Source organism: bacterium (genome assembly GCA_016703265.1).
Lineage (GTDB): Bacteria > Krumholzibacteriota > Krumholzibacteriia > LZORAL124-64-63 > LZORAL124-64-63 > CAINDZ01.
The window spans coordinates 72,329-94,740 of the sequence record JADJCK010000015.1 but is presented as its reverse complement, the minus strand read 5'-3'; the positions used below and the strand labels follow the sequence as shown (position 1 = coordinate 94,740).

Annotated in this window: 22 protein-coding genes and 1 pseudogene; 6 read left to right on the top strand and 17 right to left on the bottom strand. The window is 69.5% G+C overall.

All coding sequences use genetic code 11. The features are described 5' to 3' along the window. Positions 1–642 (bottom strand): metal-dependent transcriptional regulator (locus IPG61_19695; protein MBK6736246.1); only part of this gene is annotated, 642 nt, incomplete at its 3' end. Positions 643–1,016: 374 nt separating this feature from the next. On the opposite strand from IPG61_19695, the gene IPG61_19690 reads away from it, so the two are divergent. The 3 genes from IPG61_19690 (at position 1,017) to IPG61_19680 (ending at position 2,150) form a co-directional block, all read left to right on the top strand. After that, complete coding sequence (locus IPG61_19690; GenBank protein ID MBK6736245.1) at positions 1,017–1,292, top strand: hypothetical protein; 276 nt, start codon at positions 1,017–1,019, stop codon at positions 1,290–1,292. Between the two features lie 178 nt (positions 1,293–1,470). Next, positions 1,471–1,827: a hypothetical protein gene (locus IPG61_19685; protein ID MBK6736244.1), complete on the top strand. Its 357-nt coding sequence runs from the start codon at positions 1,471–1,473 to the stop codon at positions 1,825–1,827. Continuing rightward, a complete protein-coding gene (locus IPG61_19680; GenBank protein MBK6736243.1) occupies positions 1,824–2,150 on the top strand; it encodes an HNH endonuclease in 327 nt (108 codons plus the stop codon). Before IPG61_19685 ends, IPG61_19680 begins: the two co-directional genes overlap by 4 nt. Positions 2,151–2,212: 62 nt before the next feature. Here IPG61_19680 and hydF read toward each other — a convergent pair whose 3' ends face one another. The 10 genes and pseudogenes from hydF to IPG61_19630 all read right to left on the bottom strand — a co-directional run bounded on the left by hydF (position 2,213) and on the right by IPG61_19630 (position 14,356). Beyond that, a complete protein-coding gene (gene hydF, locus IPG61_19675; protein MBK6736242.1) occupies positions 2,213–3,415 on the bottom strand; it encodes a [FeFe] hydrogenase H-cluster maturation GTPase HydF in 1,203 nt (400 codons plus the stop codon). 89 nt (positions 3,416–3,504) lie between these two features. After that, positions 3,505–4,404 (bottom strand): hypothetical protein, encoded by a 900-nt coding sequence (locus tag IPG61_19670; GenBank protein ID MBK6736241.1) that lies wholly within the window; start codon positions 4,402–4,404, stop codon positions 3,505–3,507. Next, the gene (hydE, locus tag IPG61_19665) at positions 4,353–5,861 is read right to left on the bottom strand and encodes a [FeFe] hydrogenase H-cluster radical SAM maturase HydE (GenBank protein ID MBK6736240.1); all 1,509 of its coding nucleotides are present in this window, start codon (positions 5,859–5,861) and stop codon (positions 4,353–4,355) included. Before hydE ends, IPG61_19670 begins: the two co-directional genes overlap by 52 nt. Beyond that, positions 5,861–7,027 carry a response regulator gene (locus IPG61_19660; GenBank protein ID MBK6736239.1) on the bottom strand — a complete coding sequence of 389 codons (1,167 nt, stop codon included), beginning with the start codon at positions 7,025–7,027 and terminating at the stop codon, positions 5,861–5,863. Before IPG61_19660 ends, hydE begins: the two co-directional genes overlap by 1 nt. A gap of 2 nt (positions 7,028–7,029) precedes the next feature. Then, positions 7,030–7,428 (bottom strand): response regulator, encoded by a 399-nt coding sequence (locus tag IPG61_19655; GenBank protein ID MBK6736238.1) that lies wholly within the window; start codon positions 7,426–7,428, stop codon positions 7,030–7,032. Positions 7,429–8,065: 637 nt separating this feature from the next. Beyond that, positions 8,066–9,442, bottom strand: a complete 1,377-nt coding sequence (locus tag IPG61_19650; GenBank protein MBK6736237.1) for a 4Fe-4S binding protein — start codon at positions 9,440–9,442, stop codon at positions 8,066–8,068. Further along, positions 9,439–11,160 (bottom strand): (2Fe-2S)-binding protein, encoded by a 1,722-nt coding sequence (locus tag IPG61_19645; GenBank protein ID MBK6736236.1) that lies wholly within the window; start codon positions 11,158–11,160, stop codon positions 9,439–9,441. Before IPG61_19645 ends, IPG61_19650 begins: the two co-directional genes overlap by 4 nt. A gap of 9 nt (positions 11,161–11,169) precedes the next feature. Next, positions 11,170–13,099, bottom strand: a pseudogene (locus IPG61_19640) (4Fe-4S binding protein). Positions 13,100–13,145: 46 nt separating this feature from the next. Next, a complete protein-coding gene (gene nuoE / locus IPG61_19635) occupies positions 13,146–13,652 on the bottom strand; it encodes an NADH-quinone oxidoreductase subunit NuoE (GenBank protein MBK6736235.1) in 507 nt (168 codons plus the stop codon). Continuing rightward, on the bottom strand, positions 13,649–14,356 hold the full coding sequence (locus tag IPG61_19630) for a redox-sensing transcriptional repressor Rex (GenBank protein ID MBK6736234.1): 708 nt from the start codon (positions 14,354–14,356) through the stop codon (positions 13,649–13,651). Before IPG61_19630 ends, nuoE begins: the two co-directional genes overlap by 4 nt. 526 nt (positions 14,357–14,882) lie before the next feature. Between IPG61_19630 and IPG61_19625 the strand changes: the two genes are divergently transcribed. Next, positions 14,883–15,989: an HNH endonuclease gene (locus tag IPG61_19625; protein MBK6736233.1), complete on the top strand. Its 1,107-nt coding sequence runs from the start codon at positions 14,883–14,885 to the stop codon at positions 15,987–15,989. On the opposite strand, the gene IPG61_19620 is transcribed toward IPG61_19625, so the two are convergent. The 5 genes from IPG61_19620 to IPG61_19600 form a co-directional block, all read right to left on the bottom strand. Next, entirely contained in the window at positions 15,970–16,617 is a 648-nt protein-coding gene (locus tag IPG61_19620) for a hypothetical protein (protein ID MBK6736232.1), read from the bottom strand. The genes IPG61_19625 and IPG61_19620 overlap by 20 nt on opposite strands. A gap of 2 nt (positions 16,618–16,619) precedes the next feature. Further along, a complete protein-coding gene (pepF, locus tag IPG61_19615; protein ID MBK6736231.1) occupies positions 16,620–18,467 on the bottom strand; it encodes an oligoendopeptidase F in 1,848 nt (615 codons plus the stop codon). 122 nt (positions 18,468–18,589) lie between these two features. Beyond that, on the bottom strand, positions 18,590–18,976 hold the full coding sequence (locus IPG61_19610) for a response regulator (GenBank protein ID MBK6736230.1): 387 nt from the start codon (positions 18,974–18,976) through the stop codon (positions 18,590–18,592). 9 nt (positions 18,977–18,985) lie between these two features. After that, entirely contained in the window at positions 18,986–19,855 is an 870-nt protein-coding gene (locus tag IPG61_19605) for a protein-glutamate O-methyltransferase CheR (protein ID MBK6736229.1), read from the bottom strand. A 4-nt stretch (positions 19,856–19,859) separates the two neighbouring features. Next, positions 19,860–20,267 (bottom strand): response regulator, encoded by a 408-nt coding sequence (locus tag IPG61_19600; protein ID MBK6736228.1) that lies wholly within the window; start codon positions 20,265–20,267, stop codon positions 19,860–19,862. Positions 20,268–20,458: 191 nt separating this feature from the next. On the opposite strand from IPG61_19600, the gene IPG61_19595 reads away from it, so the two are divergent. Next, positions 20,459–21,274 (top strand): TerB family tellurite resistance protein, encoded by an 816-nt coding sequence (locus tag IPG61_19595; GenBank protein ID MBK6736227.1) that lies wholly within the window; start codon positions 20,459–20,461, stop codon positions 21,272–21,274. Continuing rightward, complete coding sequence (gene mutM / locus IPG61_19590; protein ID MBK6736226.1) at positions 21,274–22,095, top strand: bifunctional DNA-formamidopyrimidine glycosylase/DNA-(apurinic or apyrimidinic site) lyase; 822 nt, start codon at positions 21,274–21,276, stop codon at positions 22,093–22,095. The genes IPG61_19595 and mutM overlap by 1 nt, the downstream gene beginning before the upstream one ends. Here the strand turns inward: mutM and IPG61_19585 are convergent. Then, a complete protein-coding gene (locus tag IPG61_19585; GenBank protein ID MBK6736225.1) occupies positions 22,092–22,409 on the bottom strand; it encodes a TusE/DsrC/DsvC family sulfur relay protein in 318 nt (105 codons plus the stop codon). The two genes, mutM and IPG61_19585, sit on opposite strands and share 4 nt — an antisense overlap. Positions 22,410–22,412: the final 3 nt, after the last annotated feature.

The window sequence follows — 22,412 nt, the reverse complement described above, 5'->3', positions numbered from 1 at the left end:
CGCCATCCGCCCGCGCAACTGCCGACCGCCGTCGATCGACTTCAGCACCGCCCGCGTCCCCTCATGCACCATCGTCAGCGGCATGTCACTGCGCCTCTTCTGCCGCGCCGCGTCGATCGCGTCCTTCGGCAAGAGGTCGCTCAGCTGCATGTCGCCCCGCACTCGTCGCGCCCGCACGTCCCGTTGTGCGTACCCGGCGCGCGGTTGCAGAAGAACCCGCGGCATCATCCCAGCGCACATCGTTCTGCGCGGACAGCTCTCGAAGTACTCGACGAACCGCACCAGCCGGTTCAGCACCCCGCCGCTTACCGCATGCTCGAGCCGGCACGCCTCAGCATCGGCCTCGGCATCGGGCAGCCCCAGCACATGGTTCAGGAACTTCGAGAGCGTCTCATGCCGCCGCACCACGCCCAGCGCGAGGGCCTCGCCCGCATCGGTGAGCGTGATCACGTCGTATGGCGCATAGTTGATGAGCTTCTTCTCGGACAGCGACCGCAGCGCCTGCGTCACCGACGAATTGTGCACACCCATGCGCAGGACAATGTCCTTGGCACGCGCCGCCCCTTTCGCCGCCACCGTATGGTAGATGGCCTCCAGGTAGTCCTCGAGGCTGGCGCTCAGCTGCAGCTCTTCCGCTCTCATGACCGGCTCCCGGGCCCAATTTCGAAAACGCTATTTCAATGGCGACAAAACTTTTTTGTCTCGCCAAAGATCGGCGAATGAGGGGCCCAAGTAAAGGAAATTCTGGGGTGGGAAGGGGCGATGGCGGGGCGATGGCGGGACGTGGCGCAGCCGTCGGTGGGAGGTGGCGCCGGGCCGAGGGCGGTAGGATAGGCGTTGGTCGGTGCGTGCCTGAGTGGCTTTCGGAGTCGCATCTGGCGCGTACCCAACGGTCCCGCGATCTGTATACCACATACTTTATTGATTTTACTTTATCCTATTGCGCTTTCACGCTGGCTTCGTTATGTTTTCGCTATATCAAAACCGGCCCTTCCTCCCCGAAAGCCGAGCCTCCCATGGCCACTGCCGTGCTCCCCACCTATTCCCCGAACCAACCCGCCGCCACCGTCGACGCCGCCCTGCGCCAGGCCCTGGCCGCCTGCGAACGCGCCCGCGAATGTGCCGTCCTCTGGTTCGCCGAAGTCCAGCGCCGCGAACTCTTCCGCCTGCTGGGTCACCCGTCGCTGGAACTGTATGCCGTCCACGAACTCGGCTTCAGCCGCAACCGCTACTGGCAGTTCAAGCGCCTGGCCGACGACCCGACCGGTTGCCCGAACTGCGTGAAGCCGTAGCCACCGGCGAGCTCGGCTGGACCAAGGCCCAGCAGGTGGCCCGCGTGGCGGCGAGACTACCCAGGCGGCCTGGGGTCGCGGAGGCGAAGGTGACCGGCCGGCGCGAGCTCGAGCGTGAGGTGTTGAGGCACGGAAGCGGCGACGCCGAGGCGGAACCGCGAGCGCTGGTCAGCTGGAGTTGGGGGCGGCAGTTGCGCCGGCGCAACTCCTTGTCGAGGGGGAAAACCTGGCCAGTGAACACGTCGACGCCACCGGACAATTCGGCGCCAGCAACAACACCGCTGCCGAAGACCCACTCACCACCATTACCCTCCGCGCCGATGGCCTGCAGCTCGCGCGGTTCGAGGCGCTCGTCGAACGCGCCCGCAAGCGCGGCCTCGTGCCGCGCACGGCCGACCGCATGGACCTGGTCCTCGCAGCGTTGGAATCATTGGTCGAGGGCCCGGCCGAAGCCGACGCCAGCCCCGCGCGAAAGGCCCCGCCGCCCGCATCGTCATCCACCAGTGCCCCGACTGCGGGCAGGCCGCGGCCGTGACCGCGCGGCGAGCGCAACTTGCGCCGGCGCAAGTCGCGGCCGCCGGGTGCGACGCGCGCGTGGAACAGGCAGGCAAGCGCAATCACGCCACGATCCCGTCAAAAGTGAGAAGCGCAGTGCTCGCCCGCGACCGGCATCGCTGCGCCACGCCGGGGTGTGGCGCAGCGCGTTTCCTCGAGGTGCATCACGTGATTCCACGCGGACGGGGCGCGCCGAACAAGGCGGAGAATCTGGTCACGCTGTGCTCGCGGTGCCATCGGTTCGCGCATGAACAGACGGGACTTGCGCCGGCGCAAGTCGGGGCGGCGGGGCTCGCGCCGTAAGAGGTCAGCGCTGGGCGCCAGGTCGTGGGGGAGCATGGCAAGCGGGCCGGAGGCAACCTCCGTCACCGCGACGCCGGTATCTCCCCAAACGCCCCCAAAGCCCTCTCGAACACCCCCAGCGACCAGGCGATGGCCATCCCGAAATTCGTGATCGGGACGCCGGCCTCGCGGGCCAGCATGATGCGCGAGAGCATCTCGCGGCGGTTCCACATGCAGGCGCCGCAGTGGACGATCAGCTTAAAAGAAGCCAAATCAGCTGGCCAGTCGCGGCCCTGCGAGTTGGTGATCGCCAGGTCGCCGCCCACGTGCTGGTTCAGCCAGCGGGGGAGTTTTTCGCGGGCGATGTCGTCGGTGATGGGGTGGTGGGTACAGGCGTCGATGATGAGGACGCGGTCGCCGGGCTTCAAGGCGCCAATCGCGCGGGCGCCGCGCGCGAGCTCGGCGAGGTCGCCCTTCCAGCGGCTCATCAGGATGGAAAAACCGGTCAAGGGAATTTCAGCAGGCACGATGGCCGCCACCTGGGCGAAGGCCTGCGAGTCGGTGACGACCAGGGCGGGCGCACACCGCAGTGACGCCAGCGCGTCGGCCAGCGCGTCTTCCTTGGCCACCACGCACCAGGCGCCCAGGTCGAGCAGGTCGCGGATCACCTGCACCTGCGGCAGGATGATGCGGCCCTTGGGCGCCTCCTGGTCGATGGGAATCACGAGTACGACCGTCTGGCCGGCGCGCACCAGGCCGCCGAGGATGCTGGGCGGGTTGATCCAGTCCTCGGGAGCCAGGCGGATCAGTTCGCGGCGCAGGGCGTCGAGGCCCTCGCCGGTGGCGGCGACCGTGGCCACGCAGGGAAACTCGCGCCCGGACAGCGCGGCCGGCATGGGGGCCAGGTCGGCCTTGTTCCAGACGGCGATGACGGGGGTGCCGCGGCGGGTCAGTTCGGCGACCAGTTCGTCCTCGAAGGGGCCCCAGCCGTCGTCGGCGGCGACGACCAGGCCCAGGTCGGTGCGGTCGAGGATGCGGCGCGTCTTCTCGATCCGCAGCGCGCCGAGGTGGCCCTCGTCATCGACGCCGGCGGTGTCGATGAACACCACGGGGCCCAGCGGCAGCAGTTCCATGGGCTTCTCGACCGGGTCGGTGGTGGTGCCGGCCACTTCCGAGACGATGGCCACCTGCTGGCGCACCAGCGCGTTGAGCAGCGACGACTTGCCCACGTTGCGCCGGCCGAAGAGGCCGATGTGGAGCCGCAGTCCCCGGGGTGTTGCCTGCATCGTCGAGTCCTTCCCGGCGGCCGTGCCGCCCTCAGGAACAGAGGTCCCGTTCGCCGTTCTCGCGCACGCGTCGCAGGCGGTCTCGCAGGTCAGCGGCCGCGGCGCCGACCGGCAGCGCCGCGAGTTCGCGCGCAATCAGGGCCTCGCCGGCCGTGCGCGTGCCGGGCGCGGCGTAGTCGATCAGGTACTCCTGCAGCGTGGTCAGCGCGTTGGGCGTGCAGAAGCGCTTGATGAAGCCGGGGATGGCGAACTCCATGAAGTGCTCGCCGGTGCGGCCCTTGCGGTAGCACGCGGTGCAGAAGCTGGGCAGGTAGCCGTCGTCGACCAGCTCGCGCATCACTTCGTCCAGCGAGCGAGTGTCGCCGAGGGCGAACTGGCCGCGCTCCAGGCAGGGCAGCGCCGCGGGCTCGCCGTAGCCGCCCAGTTCCAGGCGGGTGCCGGCGTCGATCTGCGAGACGCCGAGGGGCCAGCGCGGCGCGGCGCAGGTCGGCGTGCTCGCGCGCGGTCAGGATCAGGCCCGTGTAGGGCACCGCCAGGCGCAGGACGGCGATCAGCAGCAGGAAGTCGTCGTCGTCCACCAGCGGCAGGCCTTCCAGGTGCACGCCCGAGGCGGGCTGCAGGCGCGGGAAGCTGATCGTGTGCGGGCCCACCCCGAACCGTTCCTGCAGGTGCAGCGCGTGGCGGACCAGGCCCAGCACTTCGAAGCGCCAGTCGTGCAGGCCGAACAGCGCGCCCAGGCCCACGTCGTCGCAGCCGGCCATCATCGCGCGGTCGAGGGCCGACAGGCGCCAGCGGTAGTCGCCCTTGCGGGTGCCGGCCGGGTGCGCGCGGGCGTAGGCGCCGTGGTGATACGTCTCCTGGAACACCTGGTAGGTGCCGATGCCGGCCTCGCGGATCGTGCGGAAGCCGTCCACGTCGAAGGGCGCGGCATTGATGTTCACGCGGCGGATCTCGCCCGTGCCCTCACGGGTGGCGTAGACCTCGCGCACGCTGTCGGCGATGAACTCAGGTCGTAGTCCGGGTGCTCGCCGAACACGAGGATGAGCCGCTTGTGCCCCTCGCGCTCGAGGGCCAGGACCTGGCGGCGCACCTGCGCCCGGTCGAGCGTGGCGCGAACGGCCTCGGCGTTGCTGCTGCGGAAGCCGCAGTAGGAGCAGTCGTTCACGCACTCGTTGCCCACGTACAGCGGCGCGAACAGCACGATGCGGTTGCCGTACACCGTTTCCTTCAGCTGCCGCGCGGCGGCGAAGATCTCGGCGCGCAGGTCCGGGTCGCGGGCCCGCAGCAGCGTCGCGGTCTCCTCGACGGTCAGCGCCTGCTTGTCCAGGCTGCGCGCGACGATGTCGCGCACTTCAGTGGCGCCGGGCCGCGCCGCGCCGTGCAGCAGCGCCGTCAGCCGGTCGTCGTCGATGAAGTCGACCGCGGCGTCGCCGCGCCCGTCGCCGATCGTGCGGCCGACCGAAGCGATACGCTTCTCGAGGCAGCCCTGGCACACCTCGGCCGTCTCGTTCAGGCAGGCCTTGCCCGGGTAGATGGTGTAGTGCACGCGGTACTGCAGGGGCGTCAGGTTGGGCATGACCACGTTGGCGCCGCGGCGCAGGCCCAGTTCGCGGCCCTGCGCGCGGTCGATGGTCGCCAGCGCGGTGGTGCTGGGGATATTCGCGCCGGGGCAGAGGAGGCGGGCCAGCGCCACGGCCTTCAACGTCGACAGTTCATCGGCAGGAACCTGAAACGCGTCGTCGCCGGGCGCCGACGCGCTGCCAAGCGGCGTATCCGGATGCGCGATGTACGGCCCGATGCCGATCATATCCAGGTCCAGCTCGCGCATGAGCAGCAGGTCGTCAGCCAGGTCGGCGTACGTCTGGCCGGGAATGCCTACCATCACGCCGCTGCCGATCTCGTAGCCCAGCGCGCGCAGGCGCCGCAGCAGGGCCACGCGGTCGCTCACCGCCTGGCCGGGGCGCGGCGGGTGGATGCGCTCGTACAGTTCGCGGTTCGACGTCTCGAAGCGCAGCAGGTAGCGGTCGGCGCCGGCCTGGCGCCACAGTCGCAACGCCTCTTCATCGCGCTCGCCCAGGCTCAACGTCACGGCCAGCGGCGTGGTCGCCTTGATCCGGCGCACCACGTCGGCCACCCATTCCGCGCCCAGGCCCGGGTCCTCGCCGGCCTGCAGCACCACGGTGCCGTAGCCGAACGACACCGCCTGAACGGCGCACGCGAGCACCTCGTCGGCCGTCATGCGGTAGCGGGTCACGTCGGTGTTGGCCGCACGCAGGCCGCAATAGCCGCAGGCGCGCACGCAGTGGTTCGAGATCTCGACCAGCCCGCGCAGGTGCACGGCGTCGCCCACCGAGCGGCGGCGCACCGCGTCGGCGGCCGACCACAGCTCGTCGAGCTTCGCCTCGTCCAGCTCGCGCAGCCGCGCGATGATGTCGTCGCGGTTCATCATGCGGGGGCCAGCGTGCTTTCCAGCAGCGCGGCCGTCGGCTCGCACGAGATTTCCACCGTGAAGGTGGAGCCCACGTCGGGCGTGCTGGCCACCGTCACGTCGCCGCCGTAGAGACGGGCCAGCTTGCGCAGGATCGACAGGCCCAAGCCGCTGCCCAGCACGTTCCGCGTGTGGTCGTTCTTGATGCGCACGAACTCGCCGAACAGGCGCCCGCACTCCTCGGCGCTCAGGCCGAAGCCCGTGTCGGCCACCTCCAGGCGCGCCCGGCCGCCGGCGCACTCCAGGCGCACGTCCACGCTGCCGCCGTCGCGGTTGTACTTCACGGCGTTGGTCAGCAGGTTGTTCAGCATGATCTCCATCTCGCCCCGGTCAGCCGTCACGGGAACCGGGGTGGGCGCCGCGAGGTTCAACGTGATTCCCCTGGCCGCGGCCTCGGGCGCGACCGAATCGAGCGCTGCGCGCGCCACGTCGCACAGGTCCAGCGACGCCAGTTCGCGCCGCTTCTGGCCCGACTCCAGCCGGGTCACGTCCATCAGGTCCATGATCAGCTTGCGCATGCCGTCGATGCGCACCAGGCAACGGTCGATGGCGTTGGCGTGCACCACAGGGTCGTCATCGGCGGGCAGGTCCTTCAGGATCCAGAGGTAGCCCTGGATGGCATTGAGGGGCGCCTTCAGCTCGTGCACGATCACCGACAGCAGCTGGAAGCGGATCTGGCTCTTCTCGCGCGCCAGGCGGCGCGTCTCGCGCACGTGCAGCAGGTGGCGCGCCGTCTTGTCGACCACCGCGCGCAGCTCGTCGGGCGTGAACGGCTTGGCCAGGAAGTCCTCGGCGCCGCGCTTGGTGGCCAGCACCGCGTTCTCGAGCGTGGCGTAGGCCGTCATCATCACCGTCAGGAACTCGGGCGCCGGCTGGCGCGCCCCCAGCACCCCGAGCAGCTCCACGCCCGACATGCCGGGCAGCTGGTGGTCCAGCAGCACGATGTCGGGCGGCGAGGCCTCGATCAGGGCCAGGCCCGCCTCGGCGCTCTCGGCCTCCTCGACCGCAAAGCGGCACTCGCCGTCGATGTCGGGTATCGAGACGGCGTGCCTCTCCAGCGCGCGCCGCACCACGGTGCGCATGAGCGATTCGTCGTCGATGATGAGCACCCGCAGCGTGTTCATGGTCACTCCCGCGGCAGCAGCCGGGACAACTCGCGCTTCAACTGTTCGAACCGCACCGGCTTGCCCAGCACCGCGTCGGCCTTGATCCAGGCGCGCTCGGCGGGGGTGTCGGTGGTGAAATCGAGCCCGGTCTCGTGCTGGACGCCCGTCACCATCAGCACGGGCACGTCCGGATAGCGCCTCTTGATGCGATAGCTCAGTGCGAAGCCGCCGTCGGCGCGTTCCATCATCAGGTCGAGGATGGCCAGGTCGGGCTTCATCGTCTCCAGAAGCGCATCGGCCGCCGTTTCGCCTTCAGCCGTGGTCACGTCGTAGCCGGCCGCCTCCAGCTGCATCCGCAGTTGCTGGCGGAAGTCGGGGTCGTCGTCCACGACGAGCACCATGGGCCTGGAACCGTTCATGCTGTCCTCTCCCCGTTGACGGGCCGGCGCGCAGGCAGCGCCACGGTGAACGTGGTGCCGGTGGGCCCGGCCTCCGGATCGGCGTTCGAGACCACGCGGATATCACCGCGGTGCATCTTGACGATGCCGTAGCTGACGGCCAGGCCCAGGCCCGTGCCCTGGCCGGCCTTCTTGGTCGTGAAGAAGGGCGTGAAGATGCGGCTGCGGTTCTCCGGCGCAATGCCGGTGCCGTTGTCGGTGACCACGAAGCGCAGTTCATCGGGGCCGCCTTCGGAGCGCACCAGAAGCCGGCCGCCGTCGGGCATCGCGGCCGCGGCGTTGGTCAGCAGGTTGATGATCACCTGCGTGATCTGCTCGGCATCCAGCTCGGCCGTGGGCAGGCCGTCGTGTTCCACGGTCACGGCGATGTTCGCCGGCAGCGTCGCGCCACGCAGTGCCCGCGCCACCACCTCGCGCGCATCGACGGTCGCGTGCACGACCTTGTTCTGGCGCGCGAAGTTGAGCAGCCCCGCGACGATGCGCTTGGCGCGGTCGGTCTGCTCGACGATGGTCGCCAGCTCGCCCCGCAGCGGCGAGTCGGCCGCCGCCTCCTCCAGCAGCATGTGCGAGTACATCAGCACCACGCCCAGCGGGTTGTTCACCTCGTGGGCGATGCCGGCGGCCAGCTGGCCCATCGAGGCCAGCTTCTCGCTGTGCACCAGCGCCTCCTGGGCGCTGGCCAGCTGGACGTGCGAGACGGCCAGTTCCTCGACGGTGCGGCGCAGTTCCTCGATCGTGTAGGGCAGGCACATCTCGTTCTCGGCGAGGCCGTCGTGGATGGCGACAGCGTGCTCCCGGCAGGTGTCGTAGCCGCAGGCGCCGCAGTTGAGCTCGTCGCCCGGGTTGCGCTTGCCCATCCAGGTGAGGATCTCCTGCAGTTCGGCCTCGAAGGCGCCACCAGGCGCTGGTCGTCGGCGGCGTAGCCGCGCCCCAGGTCGAGCCCGGCAACGGCGCGCAGGTCGGCCTCGCGGCGCCCGCCGTCCTCGCGGGCCAGGGCGTGGCGCGCATACTGCGAGATGCGCTGCCGGCGGCCCCAGGCCGGCGCCTCGGTGGTCATGCCCGGGCCCATCACGCAACCGGAGCAGCAGAGCACTTCCAGCAGGCGCACGTCGAGGTCGGCCGAGTCGAACTCCTTGATCACGTCCTGGAACTCGCTGCGGCCGCCGGCCGCCACGATCTGGCCCGAGACCAGGTCGTCCTCGATCTTCGCCGCCACCAGCATGCCCCGCGAAAGGGGGAACAGCGTGCCGGCGCCCGCATGCGGCGGGTCGAAATCGCCCGCCTCCACGCGGTCGGGGTCGATCGCCGCCTCGGCCAGCATGCGGCGCAGCTCGGCGAACGTGAGCACGCCGTCGATCTCGCCCACCACCTGGTCGGCCACCGCCTCTTCCTTCTTGGCCAGGCACGGACCCACGAAGACCACGCGCAGGGCCTCGCCGCGCAGCTGCCGCAGGGCGCGCGCCGTGGCGATCATCGGCGAGACCACCGGCGCCAGGTGCGAGACCAGGTCAGGGTGGAACCGCTCCACGTAGCTGGTGATGGCCGGGCAGGTGGTGGCGATGTAGCGGCGGTCGGGATGCTCGTCGAGCAGTTCCCGGTAACGGGCCGCGACCAGGTCGGCGCCGAAGCCCACCTCGTGCACCGAATCGAACCCAAGCCTGCGCACCATGCCCACCAGCTGGTCGGTGGTCATCTCGGTGAACTCGGCCGGGAAGCTGGGCGCCAGGCAGGCCGCCACCGGCTCGGGCCCGGCCAGCAGGGCGCGCACGTCGTCCACCGAGTCGAGCACGCGCTTGGCGCCCTGCGAGCACACGCGCACGCAGTTCCCGCAGCCGATGCAGCGGGCGTCGATCACCTCGGCCTGGCCGCTGCTGATGCGGATGGCCTTGGCGGGGCATTCGCGCACACACGTGTAGCAGACGCGGCAGCGCTCGCGGATCGTCGAGACCAGCGAGAGCTTGTTCTTCTCGCTCATCGCACGACCTCGCGCGGCGCGTAGTGCGTGTGCAGGTAACGGTGGCTGAGCTCGCCCAGGGGGGCGCCAAGGTACTCGTCGTAGAGCCGGCGGATCGACTCGTTCGCGTGCGCCGTGCGGAGGCCGCCCTCGCGGTCCAGCGCGTAGAGGGCCTGCTGCCGCGCGCGCACGGCGTCGGGCGTCACCGCGCGCACCTGGCCGCCGCCGTTCAGGCAGCCGCCCGGGCAGGTCATGACCTCGATGAAATGCAGGTCGCTGCGGCCGGCGCTCAGCTGCGCCAGCAGTTCCTTGGCCTGCTTCAGGCCGCTGACCACGGCCGCGCCGATCTCCAGCCCGTCGATCTTCACGCGGCACTCGCGCACGCCCTCGCCGCTGCGCACCGCCTGCACGCGCAGTTCGGCCAGGTCGCGGCCCGTCAACAGCCAGTGCGCGGTGCGCACGGCCGACTCCATGACGCCGCCGCTGCCGGCAAACAGGCGCCCTGCGGTGCTGCGCGCGCCGAACGGGTCATCGGCCGGCTCGGGCTCCAGGCGCGCCAGGTCCAGGCCGCGCTGCCGCAGCAGGGTCACCAGTTCGCGCGTGGTCAGCACGGCGTCCACGTCGGGCACGCCGTCGGTGTGCAGTTCGGGCCGCGCGGCCTCGAACTTCTTGGCCACGCACGGCATCACCGAGACGCTGAACACCTTCTCCGGGTCCAGGCCCGCGGCGGCCGACAGGGGACTCTTGACCAGGGCGCCCAGCATCATCTGCGGGCTCTTGCAGGTGGAGAGGTTGGGGATGAACTCGGGATGGAACTGCTCCACGTACTTGATCCAGCCCGGCGAGCAGCTCGTCATCATGGGCAGCGTGCCGCCGCCCCGGATGCGCTGCACCAGCTCCGAGGCCTCTTCCATCACCGTCAGGTCGGCCGTGAAGGCCGTCTCGTAGACGCGCGCGAAGCCCAGGCGACGCAGCGCGGCGTTGAGCAGCCCGGCCACGTCGGCGCCCGGCTTCAGGCCGAACTCCTCGCCCAGGGTCAGCGCCACGGCCGGCGCATGCTGCACCACCACGGTCAGCCCGGGGGCGCCCAGCGCCGCCAGCACGGGCGGCAGGTTCGAGTGTTCGCTCAGCGCGCCGGTCGGGCAGACCATGATGCACTGCCCGCAGTTGATACAGCTGGAGACGTTCAGGCCCTGGTCCAGGGCCGGCCCCACCGTGGTGGCGCTGCCGCGGCCGATGAAGTCGATGCAGCCGACGCCCTCCACTTCCTCGCACACCCGCACGCACTTGCCGCAGAGGATGCACTTGGCCGGGTCGCGCACGATGGCGGGGCTGCTGGCGTCCATCTTGTAGGCCAGCGACTTGCCGAAGAAGCGCCGGCCCTGCACACCCAGCTCCGCGGCCAGACCGCGCAGCTGGCAGTCGGTGTTGCGCACGCAGTAGAGGCAGTCGTCCGGGTGGTTGGCCAGCAGCAGCTCGACGATGACGCGCCGCGCCTCGACCGCCCGCGCCGAATGCGTGCGCACCTTCATGCCCTCGGCCACGGGATACGCGCAGCTGGGCACCAGGGCCCGCTGCCCCTCCACCTCGACCGCGCACAGGCGGCAGGCGCCGGTGGGCGTCAGGTGCTTGAGGTGGCAGAGGGTGGGGATGCGGACTCCGTGTCGCTCGCAGGCCTCGAGCACCGTCTCGCCGTCCAGGGCCGTCACTTCGCGCTCGTTGATGCTGATCGTCGGCATGTCGTCCCCTCAGTCCGCCAGCACGGCGTCCAGGTAGCAGGCTTCCACGCAGGCCCCGCAGGCGATGCACTTGTCCTCGCGGATGTAGTGCGGACTCCTGGGCGCACCGATGATGGCGCCGTTCGGGCACCGCTTGCGGCACTGGCCGCAGCCCTTGCACTTCTCCTCGTCGATGTGGTAATGCCGCAGCTCGGTGCAGACACCGGCGCGGCAGTGACGATCGAAGACGTGCTCTTCGTATTCCTCGGGGAACCAGCGCAGCGTCGAAAGCACCGGGTTGGGCGCACTCTGGCCCAGCCCGCAGAGGCTGGTGTCCTGGATCACACGTGCCAGCCGCGTCAGGTTCAGCACGCCCTGGAAACGTTCCAGCGCCTGCACGCCGCCCTCGCTCCCCCGCGCGCGCGTGATCGCCTGCAGGATCTCGAGCATGTGGCGCGTGCCCTCGCGGCAGGGAATGCACTTGCCGCAGCTTTCGCGCTGGATGAAGTCCATGAAGAACTTCGCCACGTCGACCATGCAGGTGCCTTCATCCATCACGACCAGGCCGCCCGAGCCCATCATGGCGCCCACGGCCTGCAGCGAGGCGTAGTCCACCTGCGTGTCGAGGTGCGACTCGGGAATGCACCCGCCCGAGGGCCCGCCGATCTGCACGGCCTTGTAGGCCTTGCCGTCGGGGAATGCCGCCGCCCACCGCGAAGACGATGTCGCGGATGGAGGTGCCCATCGCCACTTCCACCAGGCCGGTGCGCGCCACGCGACCCGACAGTGCGAACACCTTCGTGCCCTTGCTGGTCGCGGTGCCCAGCGCGTTGAACCAGCCGGCCCCGTGGTCAAGGATGCCGGGCACGTTGGCCAGCGTCTCGACGTTGTTGATCACCGTCGGTTTGCCGAACAGCCCCCGCACCACCGGGAACGGCGGTCGCGGCCGCGGCATGCCGCGCTTGCCCTCGATGGAGTGGATCAGCGCCGTCTCTTCACCGCAGACGAAGGCGCCGGCGCCCATCTTGACCTTGATGTCGAGGCTGAATCCGCTGTCGAGGATGTTGCGCCCCAGCAGCCCGCACGACTTGGCCGCGGCGATCGCGGTATGCAGGCGGCGCACGGCCAGCGGGTACTCGGCGCGGATGTAGACATAGGCCTTCTGCGCGCCGATGGCATAGGCCGCCAGCGCCATCCCCTCTAGCAGGCGGTGCGGATCGCCCTCGATCACGGCGCGATCCATGAATGCGCCCGGGTCGCCCTCGTCGGCGTTGCAGATCAGGTAGCGGTGCACGCCCGCCGCCGACAGGGCAAAGCCCCACTTGCGCCCGGTCAGGAAGCCGCCGCCGCCACGCCCGCGCAGCCCACTCTCCTCGACTTCTTTCACGACTTCCTGCGGCGTCCAGGTCTGCAGCACCTTCGACAGCGCGCGGTAGCCGCCGCGGGCCAGGTACTCGTCCAGCGAGTCGGGGTCGATGACCCCGCAGTTGGCCAGCACCCACCGCGTCTGCGGCGCAAAGAACGGATGTTCGTCCAGGAACGGCACGCCGGGCCACGGCTCGCGCGTCTCGTCGCGGATCTGGCCCAGCAGGTCCTCCGACGGCGCCTCGCCGCGCAGGGCCGCGGCCATCAGCGCCGGCGCCTTGTCGGCCGTGACGTGCTGCCACACCAGCCGCGGGCGCCCGGGCAGCTCGACATCGACCAGGGGCTCGCCCACGCAGTAGCCGATGCAGCCCACTTCGCTCACGCAGGCCTGCACGTCGTTCGCACCCAGCCAGTCGCGCACCGCGGCCAGCGTACGCCCGGCGCCCGCGCCGAGCCCGCAGGTGCCGGTGCCCACGCGCACGCGCGGCCGCCCGGCCTGCGGATCGGCCGCCACGGCCAGGCGCGCCGTGCAGGCCGCATCGTCGTGGCAGAGCGGACCGCTGGTGCGGCAGGCCACGACCTCGGGGCACGGCATTTCCGACGAATGCCAGCAGCGGTGGCAACAGCGGAAGAAGGCGCTCTCAGGCATGGAGGGCCTCCGGTTCGCGATAGGAATCGACGATCGCCGCCACCGCGTCGGGCGCCACCCCGGCGTGGAACTCGCCGTCGACGGCAATCACCGGCGCCAGCCCGCAGGCCCCGATACAGGCCACCACCTCGAGGCTGAACATCCCGTCCTGCGTCGTCTGCCCCGCCTTCACCTTCAGGTGCCGGCACAGCGCCTCGAGCACCGCCGCCGAACCCTTCACATGGCATGCCGTGCCGCGACACACCTGGATGCGATGGCGCCCCGGCGCCTGGAAGCGGAACTGGTTGTAGAACGTGGCCACGCCGAAGACCTTGCTCGCCGGAACCTCGAGATGCCGGCTGATGCGCAGCATCGCTTCGCGCGGCAGGTACCCGCACGCCTCCTGCACTTCCTGCAGGATGGGAATCAGCGCATCGCGCTGCGCCCCCGGCCACCGCTCCAGCACGGCAGTGATGTGCGCCGCGTTGCCCTCGTCGACCGTCAATTGTTGCAGGCTCATGGCTTCTCCGTCGGCGCGACCGCCGCCAGCGTCCGCGCGAAGTAGGCGACCTTCTCCATCGACGTGGTGATGTCCATCTCTTCGACATAGGCGTCGGCCGGCAGGTGCAGCGGCGTCGGCGCGAAGTTGAGGATGCCGCGCACCCCCGCCCCCAGCATCGACTCGGCCACCCTCTGCGCCGAGGCGGCCGGCACCGTGATGACGCCCACGGTGATCTTCTGCTCGCGCACCACCTGCTCCAGCTCGGCCAGCGGCCACACGCGGCAACGATGGATCACGCGTCCCACCTTCTCGGGATCGGTGTCGAACGCCGCGACGATCCGCAGCTGCGGCCGCCAGATCGTGAAGTAGTCGAGCAGCGCGCGCCCCAGGTTGCCCACCCCGCACAGCGCGGCGCTCTGCCCCTCCGGCGCGTCGAGCGTGCGCCCGATCGCCTCGATCAACTGCTCCACGCCGTAGCCGCGCGCCGGACTTCCCGTGAAGCCGATCGTCATCAGGTCGCGCCTGACCTGCGCCGCCGTGTTGCGCGAGACCGCCGCCAGGTCGTGCGAGTAGATCTCGTTGCGCGATCCCGCGGGCCGATCCTGCAGCAGTCGCCGATACACGCTCAGCCGCGCGATCTGCTTCTCCGAGAGTCCCGGCGTGGCGCGCATTTCCGGCGTCGCCAGCGGCGCCATCAGGTCGGTCGGTTGCTTCCGCTTCATCGTGCCTCCTTCTGGGCTCAGCAGTTCTATCGGCTGAACATGTGATTCACTTCACATTGTGATTTATTTCACAGAGATTGTCAAGTCTCAGTTGGGAAGAATGGGGACTGGCCGGGGGCGCGCCTGGAGAGCGAAGGTGGGGCGGGGTCGGGGGTTGGGGGGTTTGGGTGGGCGGGGGAGGAGTTGTCGCCGGGCGCCGGGGGGAGTTGCGCCGGCGCAACTCTTGGGCAATCGGTGCTGAGCCGCGTCGCTGTTGGGGCGATGGAGGCCTCCCCTGCTCGAGCGCGCTGACCAGCAGCCGGTGGCAGCGGCGCAAGGTGCTCTGGCTGCTGGCGTTATCCGAGGAGGAGGCTTAGAGAAGTCGGCGCCCCGCGCTCGAATCGACGCCTATGGGTAGACCTCGCCGATACTTACTGTATACCGCATACTTATAATTTCGACGTTGTTAACATTGCATATTTTATCGAGCTTCGCTATATTTACGCCATAGCAATCAGTCCCCTCCTCCCCGAAAGCCGAGCCCCCCATGGCCACCGCCGTGCTCCCCTCCTATACCCCAGACCAGCCCGCCGCCACCGTCGATGCCGCCCTGCGCCAGGCCCTGGCCGCCTGCGACCGGGCCCGCGAATGTGCCGTCCTCTGGTTCGCCGAGGTGCAGCGGCGCGAACTCTTCCGCCTCCTGGGCCACCCTTCGCTGGAACTGTATGCCGTCCACGAACTGGGCTTCAGCCGCAACCGCTATTGGCAGTTCAAGCGCCTGGCCGATGACCTCGACCGGTTGCCCGAGCTGCGTGAAGCCGTCGAGGGCGGCGAACTCGGCTGGACCAAGGCCCAGCAGGTGGCCCGCGTGGCCGGCGAGACCACGCAGGCGGCGTGGGTCGCAAAGGCGAAGGTGACGGGCCGGCGCGAGCTTGAACGTGAGGTGCTTGCGGTGCGGCGGCGGCGGCTGAGGGGTAGCTCCGCGCAAGCGGGCCAGCTGGAGCTGGGCGCGGCAGTTGCGCCGGCGCAACTGCTGGCCGATGGACACGTCGCGGCGCTCGACTCCACTCCGGCCGAAGACCCTCCCACCACCATCACCCTGCGCGCCGACGGCCTGCAGCTGGCGCGGTTCGAGGCGCTCGTCGAAAGCGCGCGCAAGCGCGGTCTCGTGCCGCGCGCGGCCGACCGCATGGATCTGGTGCTCGCCGCGCTGGAATCACTGGTCGAGGGCCCGGCCGAAGCCGCAGCGAAGCCAGGCACGAGAGGCCCCGCTGCCCGCATCGTCATCCACCAGTGCCCGGACTGCGGGCGGGCTGCAGCCGTGACAGCGCGCGGTGAGCGAACACTTGCGCCGGCGCAAGTCACGGCCTCCGGATGCGACGCGCGGGTAGAGCAGGCAGGCAAGCGCAATCGCGCCACGATTCCGTCAAAGGTGAGGAGCGCCGTGCTCGCGCGCGATCGGCATCGCTGCGCCACGCCCGGGTGCGGGGCGGCGCATTTCCTGGAAGTTCATCATGTGATTCCACGCGGGCAGGGCGGGTCGAATCGGGCGGATAACCTGGTCACGCTGTGCTCGCGGTGCCATCGGTTCGCGCATGAGCAGTTTGCGCCGGCGCAAGTCGCGGCCGCCCCATCTATTCCACCCAGGGCCTGAAGCCGTCGAAGAACAGGGCGTACTCGGGGTCGTCGAAGAGGCCGCCGGCGGTCTTCCAGGCGACGAGAAAGTACATGTCGTCGCCGCGAAGCAGGCCGCGGATCCAGACATCGCCGGTGCCGGATTGCGGGTGGGCCTGGACATCGAGGCCTTCGACGATGCCGTGCTTGCCGAAATCGCGGCGCAGCGGGGTCTGGCGGGCGGGGACCACGCTGTAGACGGCGAGCAGTTCGCGGATCTCGTTCATCACCGAATCGGAGGCCGCCTTGGCGGTCAGGCCGCCCGCCACGCCCCGGCGGACGTTGACCAGGCAACCTTCGCCGGTGGTGCCCGCGCGTTCGCAGGTCACGAAGGCTACGTAGATGTCGGTGCGGGGAGAGTCTTCGCCGGCCTGGTTCGTGCGCGTGTGCAGGCGTGCGCAACCGGTGGGAAACGTCGTGCTGAACTGGCCTTCGGCCGACTTGTAGGCGATGGGATTGCGGCTGTCCGGCAGGTCGTCGAATCTCGTGTTCGTACCGGTCGACGGCGGCGGGGGCGGTGTGGCCGCGACGGCGAAGGCCCCGTAGTTCCAGAAGGCCATGGCCGACACGACGCCCAGGACAGCGAGAAAACTGCGATTCGACTTCATGCTCACGACTCCAGGAGGGATTCGACCTGGTCGACCAGCTCGCCGAACAGGGTGATGACGTCCTGCATGGGACCCGGCGAGGCCAGGTCGACGCCGCCCAGGCGCACGGTTTCGACGGGATAACGACTGCACCCCGAACGCAGGATGTCGAGGTATTGTTCCCGATCGTCTGGGCCGCCGCGCAGCACCTTGCGGGACAGGGCCACGGCCGCCGAGTACGCCGTGGCGTACTGGTAGACGTAGAAGTTGTAGAAGAAGTGCGGGATGCGGCTCCAGGTGAGGGGGCTGCGGGCCGCGTCGAACGCCACTTCGGGGCCCCAGTACTTGACCAGGAGCTCCAGGTAGAGGGCGTTCAGCGACTGGGCCGTCAGGGTTTCGCCCTGTTCGCCCAGCTGGTGGATGCGCAGCTCGAACTCGGCGAACATCGTCTGCCGGAAGACCGTGTTGTTGATCTGCGACAGGTGGTAGTCCAGCAGGTAGAGGCGCCGGCGCGGGTCGGTGGTCGTGCGCAGGAGGTGGTCCATCGTCAGCAGCTCGTTGAAGGTGGAGGCCACCTCGGCCGTGAAGATGGGATAGTCGCCGTACACGTACGGCTGGTGGCGCGCCGCGAGCCAGGTGTGCAGCGAGTGGCCCAGTTCGTGGGCCAGGGTGAAGGTGTCGCCCAGCTGCCCGCTCCAGTTCAGCAGGATGTAGGGCGCCGTGTCGTACGAGCCGCTCGAATAGCCGCCGCTGCGCTTGCCGGCGTTCTCGTGGACATCGATCCAGCCGCCCTCGATGCCGCCGCGCACCGTCGCCACGTAGTCGGGGCCCAGCGGCGCGAAGGCGTCGAGCAGCATCGTGCAGGCGTTGTCGTACTCGAAGCTGAATTCGCCGTCGGCGAACAGCGGGGCCGAAAGGTCGTGCTCGCGCAGCGGGTCCAGCTTCAGGACGCGCTTCTTCAGCGCCGTGTAGCGGTGCATGACGGCGGTGTGGGCGCCGACCGACTCGACCAGCGCGTGGAAGACCGACGGCGGCACGCCGTCGGGATGCAGGGCGGCCTCGAGCGTGCCTTCATGGCGGCGGGCCTGCGCGAAGAAGACGTGGTTCTTCACGTTGGCGTCCAGGTTTGCCGCCAGCGTGTTCTGCATGGCGCCGTAGGCATCGAGGAACATCTCGTACGATTCCTGCCGCAGGCGCCGATCGGGCGACTTCATGAACTTCTGGTGGCGCGCCTTGGTCAGGGTGACGCGGTGGCCCTCCTCGTCGGTCACCTCGCCCAGCCGCAGGTCGGCATTGTCGAAGGCGTTGAAGACCTGGCCGGCGCCGCGCGACATGAGGCCGGCGCCGGCCAGCAGCGCCTCCTGGTCGGCAGGCAGCGTGTGGGCGCGGCCGCGGTGGATGTTCTCAAAGAAGTGCGCATACAGGCCCAGACCGGCCTCGGAAGCGACCAGCGCAGCCAGCCGTTCGGGCTCGATCTCCAGAACCTCGGACTCGAACCAGCTGACGGCCTCGGCATAGCGCACCGAGAGGCTGGCCGCGCGGCCCTTGCGCGCCGTGTTCTCGCCCACGCGCGTGTCCTCGTCGCTCCGCAGGTTGGCGAAGATGAGAAGGCGCTCGAGGCGGCGGCGGGCTTCCTGGGTGGCCTCGATCGCGGCCAGCAGGGCCGCGCCCGATTCGGACAGGGAGCCCTGGCGCGCGGCCAGGCCGGGCAGGGTGCCCTCCAGTTGGACGAAGTCGCGCTCCCAGGCCGCCCAGTCGGCGTAGATGAGTTCGGGCCGCCATTTGTAGCGGGCCTCGATGCGGTCACGCTCGAGGGGCGAGCCGCCCGGGGCATCGGGGCCGGCGAACAGCACGGGGCGTTGGGTCCACATGTCGCGATTTTCCTCTCGGGGTGCGGCGGCGGGCGTCCGCCCGCGGCCATCTGCGCACGATAGGACGGAAACGGCCCCTTGCCAACCGCTTCCGCGTCGGCAAGGGGCCGCTCTCGATCCGTTCAGCGGACGCCGGCCGACCGCAGCTCCAGGCAGTTCGTCACGTCCTCGCGCAGGGCCTTCATGTTCAGGGGCTTGGCCAGGAACGCCGAGGCGCCGAGGTCCAGCAGGTCGGAGATCTCGTTCACGCCCACCACGCCCGACATGATCAGCACGGGCAGGTCGCACAGCGCCTTGTCGTGCGCGATGGTGCTCACCAGCTGGCGGCCGTCGAGCAGCGGCATCGAGATGTCGGTGATCAGCAGGTCGAAGCAGGGGTTGCAGCGCAGGACGTCCATGGCGTGGATGCCGTCGCTCACGAACAGCAGATCGTGCTGGAGCGGCGCCAGGCCCTTGGTGATGGTGCGGCGCACCATGGGATCGTCCTCGGCGATCAGGATCCTGGCCATGACGTCTCCTCAGCCCTGGGGCCGTTTGCGGTAGAGTGCCGGCATGACGTACTCGTAGGGAGTCTCGTCACGTCCGAGTGTTTCCGAGTGGCCGATGAACAGGTAGCCGCCCGGCGCCGTGTGGTGGTGGAACTTGGTGACCAGCTCGAGCCGCGTCTGGTGATCGAAGTAGATCATGACGTTGCGGCAGAAGACGGCATCGAACTGGTGATGGAACGGGAACGTGGCCGACATCAGGTTGTGCCGCTTGAAAATGACCGCGCGACGGATGTCGTCGTGCACGCGGACGTTGCCGTCCTTATGCGCGACGAACCAGCGGCGGCGCAGCTGCAGCGGCATCTGGCTGACGCGCTCAGCGTCGTAGACGCCGTTGATGGCCTTGCGGAGCACGGTTTCCGACAGGTCGGTCGCCAACAGGATCGACTTCCAGTTGGGCGCGTCGGCACCCAGGTGCTCGCGCATCAGCATCATCAGCGTATAGGGTTCCTCGCCCGACGAGCAGCCCGCGCACCAGAAGCGCAGTTCGCGGCGGTTTTCCGCGCGGCGCCGCTCGACCAGTTGCGGCAGCAGCGTGTCGGCGAAGAACTCGAAGTGGGCCGGCTCGCGGTTGAAGAACGTGTGGTTGGTCGTGATGCGATTGGCCAGTTCCTCGAGGCCCTGGCCCGAAGCATCGTTCTTCAGCCAGTCGTAGTACTGCTGGAACGTGCGGAATCCGCGCTGGGCAAGCACCTTCTGCAGGCGCCCGACCACCAGGCTCTTCTTGTGGTCGCCAAGGGTGATGCCGAAGCGTGCGTAGACCAGGTCGCGGATCGCGTTGAACTCGCGATCGCTGATGCGGTCTGCGGGCGTGTCGGTGCGCGGTGCGGTCAGTGTCGCCATGTCGTCAGCCGGCGATCGTCGTCTGCAGGCCCAGTTCGTTCAGCAGCTTGAAGAGCTTCAGCTTCTCGATCGGCTTGACCAGGTAGCCGTCAGCCGACGCCTTGAAGGCCTGCCGCACGGCCTTGTGGTCCTCCAGCGCCGTGGTCATGATCACGCGGGCGCCCTGGCCGACGTGGATGTCATGCTCGATCTCGAGCTTGCGGATGGCCTCGAGCGCCTCCTGCCCGCTCATGCCGGGCATCATGATGTCCAGGCAGATGAGGTCATAGTGCGCCTGGGCATGCAGGGCGTCATGGACCGCCGCCACGGCCTCAGCGCCGTTGATGGCGACATCGCAGTTGCCGATTTTTTCCAGGTAGCGGCAGAGCAACCGACGGCTGATGAAGTCATCTTCCACGACAAGGATGTTCATGGCGCTTTCCCCGGGTACTGGCGCGCCGCCGGTGCGGCTCGCGGTGAACGGACGCTCCCTGCGTACCGCGAACATATCGACCGGCATGCGTTTATCTTGAATACATTGTACCCGGGGCAGGTAAGGTTGCCCGGGGCCCGGACACGGCCTATCATGCGGTCCCCGGAACCTGGACGGAAAGGCGCGCGGACATGGGTTTGCTGGGTACGCTGGTGGGCGGGAGCCTCGGATTCATGATGTTCGGTCCGTTCGGGGCCATTGTCGGTGGCGCCATCGGCGCGAACATCGGCGAGTCGGGCCCGCGTCCGTCCATGGGCGGCCCCAGCAACTACGGGTCAACCGGCTACAACCAGAGAACTTACGGCAACAGCCCCTACGGCGCCCCCGTGCGCGACGCCCGGCAGGCCCAGCAGGCCTTCCTGGTGGCGATGATCAGCCTGGCGGCCAAGGTGGCCAAGGCGGACGGGCGCGTGACCGAACAGGAAGTGCGCTCGTTCGACGCCTTCCTGCGCGACCGCCTGGGCATGTCGCCCGAAGACCGGCGCGTGGCCGCCAGTCTGTTCAACCAGGCGCGTGATTCGGCCGTCCCGGCCGAGGAATTCGCGCGCCAGGTGCGGGCCCTGATCGGCCACGAGCCCGACCGGTTGCGCGACCTGATGGCGCTGCTGATGAGTGTGGCGGCGGCCGACGCCGGCATCGACCAGGCCGAGGACCGGCTGCTGCGCTCGATCGCCCGCGAGATGGGCCTGAACGCGCGCGACTATGAGACGGCCGCGGCCATGTTCGACCCGCGGCGCAGCATCGACGCCTCCTACGCGGTGCTGGGCGTGACGCGCGATGCCACCGACGAGGAAGTGAAGAAGGCGTACCGGCGGCTCGCGCGCGAGCATCACCCCGACGTGGTGGTGAACAAGGGCATGGGCGAGGACTTCCGGAAGTTCGCCGACGAGAAGATGCGCCAGATCAACGCTGCATATGACGCCGTCAAGGAATCGCGGGGATTGTAGTGCCGGAACTGCCCGAGGTCGAAAGCGTCGGCCGCGCCCTGTCGGCGGCACTCACCGGGCGCCGCCTGACGGGCCTGGAAATCCGCTGGGGCGGCGTGTTCGAGCCGTCGCCCAAGGCGGTGCGCGCGGCGCTGCTGCAACGCCGGCTGACCGGACTGCATCGCCACGGCAAATACCTCATCGCCCGCTTCGAGGACGACGCCGGCACCGCTTCGTTCCTCATGATCCACCTGCGCATGACGGGCCAGTTCCTGGCCCAGCCCGACTACGAGCCCGACCGCCATGTGCACGTGACCTTCGACTTCGACGGGCATGCCGTCCACTTCCGCGACGTGCGCAAGTTCGGCCGCCTGACGCTGGTGGAAGACGGCACGTCGCCGGCCGCGCTGGCCCACGTGGGTCCCGACATGATGACGGTGAAGACCGCCGACTGGCTGGCGCGGGTGCGCGGTCGCGGCGCGCCGTTCAAGAGCGTGCTGCTCGACCAGGGCGTCGCGGCGGGGCTGGGCAACATCTACGCCGACGAGTCGCTGTTCCTGGCCGGCGTGCATCCGCTGGCGCGGCCGCGCGACCTCGACGAAGCCGTACTGCGCGAGGTGCTGCGCCGCGCGAAGCGGGTGCTGCGCCTGGCCATCAGGCACGGTGGCACCACCTTCCTCGATTTCCGCAACTTCCACGGCCAGCCGGGCAATTTCCGGCGCAAGCTGCGCGTGTACGGGCGCGGCGGCGAGCCCTGCCGCGACTGCGGCACGACCATCGAGCGGATGGTGATCGGGGGCCGCTCCAGCAGCTGGTGCCCTGCCTGCCAGCCCGAGCGCTAGACGCAGGAGTCCGGCTTCGGCAGCCCGGCCACGCGGCAAGCGTCCTGCCCCGGCCCCTTCGGGAACAGTTCGTAGATGCGCTGCAGCGAGAAGCCGGTGGCGCGGCAGAGCTCGCGGATCATCGGCATGGCGCCGCGCTCGGCATGATGCGCGCGCATGACCTCGATCAGGCGCCAGTGGTCGGGCGTGAGCTGGCGCAGGCCTTCGCGCGAAGCCAGCAGCGGGGCCAGTTCGCGCGTCCAGTCGGCGGCGTTCTTCAGGTAGCCCCGTTCATCCAGTTCGACGGGGCCGCCGGGACCTTCGATGATCGCCATCCC

Coding starts and splice junctions, on each gene's coding strand:
- IPG61_19690 (MBK6736245.1), top strand. CDS start 1,017: ATGGCCACTGCCGTGCTCCCCACCTATTCCCCGAACCAACCCGCCGCC.
- hydF (MBK6736242.1), bottom strand. CDS start 3,415: ATGCAGGCAACACCCCGGGGACTGCGGCTCCACATCGGCCTCTTCGGC.
- hydE (MBK6736240.1), bottom strand. CDS start 5,861: ATGAACCGCGACGACATCATCGCGCGGCTGCGCGAGCTGGACGAGGCG.
- IPG61_19660 (MBK6736239.1), bottom strand. CDS start 7,027: ATGAACACGCTGCGGGTGCTCATCATCGACGACGAATCGCTCATGCGC.
- IPG61_19655 (MBK6736238.1), bottom strand. CDS start 7,428: ATGAACGGTTCCAGGCCCATGGTGCTCGTCGTGGACGACGACCCCGAC.
- IPG61_19650 (MBK6736237.1), bottom strand. CDS start 9,442: ATGAGCGAGAAGAACAAGCTCTCGCTGGTCTCGACGATCCGCGAGCGC.
- IPG61_19645 (MBK6736236.1), bottom strand. CDS start 11,160: ATGCCGACGATCAGCATCAACGAGCGCGAAGTGACGGCCCTGGACGGC.
- nuoE (MBK6736235.1), bottom strand. CDS start 13,652: ATGAGCCTGCAACAATTGACGGTCGACGAGGGCAACGCGGCGCACATC.
- IPG61_19630 (MBK6736234.1), bottom strand. CDS start 14,356: ATGAAGCGGAAGCAACCGACCGACCTGATGGCGCCGCTGGCGACGCCG.
- IPG61_19625 (MBK6736233.1), top strand. CDS start 14,883: ATGGCCACCGCCGTGCTCCCCTCCTATACCCCAGACCAGCCCGCCGCC.
- IPG61_19620 (MBK6736232.1), bottom strand. CDS start 16,617: ATGAAGTCGAATCGCAGTTTTCTCGCTGTCCTGGGCGTCGTGTCGGCC.
- pepF (MBK6736231.1), bottom strand. CDS start 18,467: ATGTGGACCCAACGCCCCGTGCTGTTCGCCGGCCCCGATGCCCCGGGC.
- IPG61_19610 (MBK6736230.1), bottom strand. CDS start 18,976: ATGGCCAGGATCCTGATCGCCGAGGACGATCCCATGGTGCGCCGCACC.
- IPG61_19605 (MBK6736229.1), bottom strand. CDS start 19,855: ATGGCGACACTGACCGCACCGCGCACCGACACGCCCGCAGACCGCATC.
- IPG61_19600 (MBK6736228.1), bottom strand. CDS start 20,267: ATGAACATCCTTGTCGTGGAAGATGACTTCATCAGCCGTCGGTTGCTC.
- IPG61_19595 (MBK6736227.1), top strand. CDS start 20,459: ATGGGTTTGCTGGGTACGCTGGTGGGCGGGAGCCTCGGATTCATGATG.
- IPG61_19585 (MBK6736225.1), bottom strand. CDS start 22,409: ATGGCGATCATCGAAGGTCCCGGCGGCCCCGTCGAACTGGATGAACGG.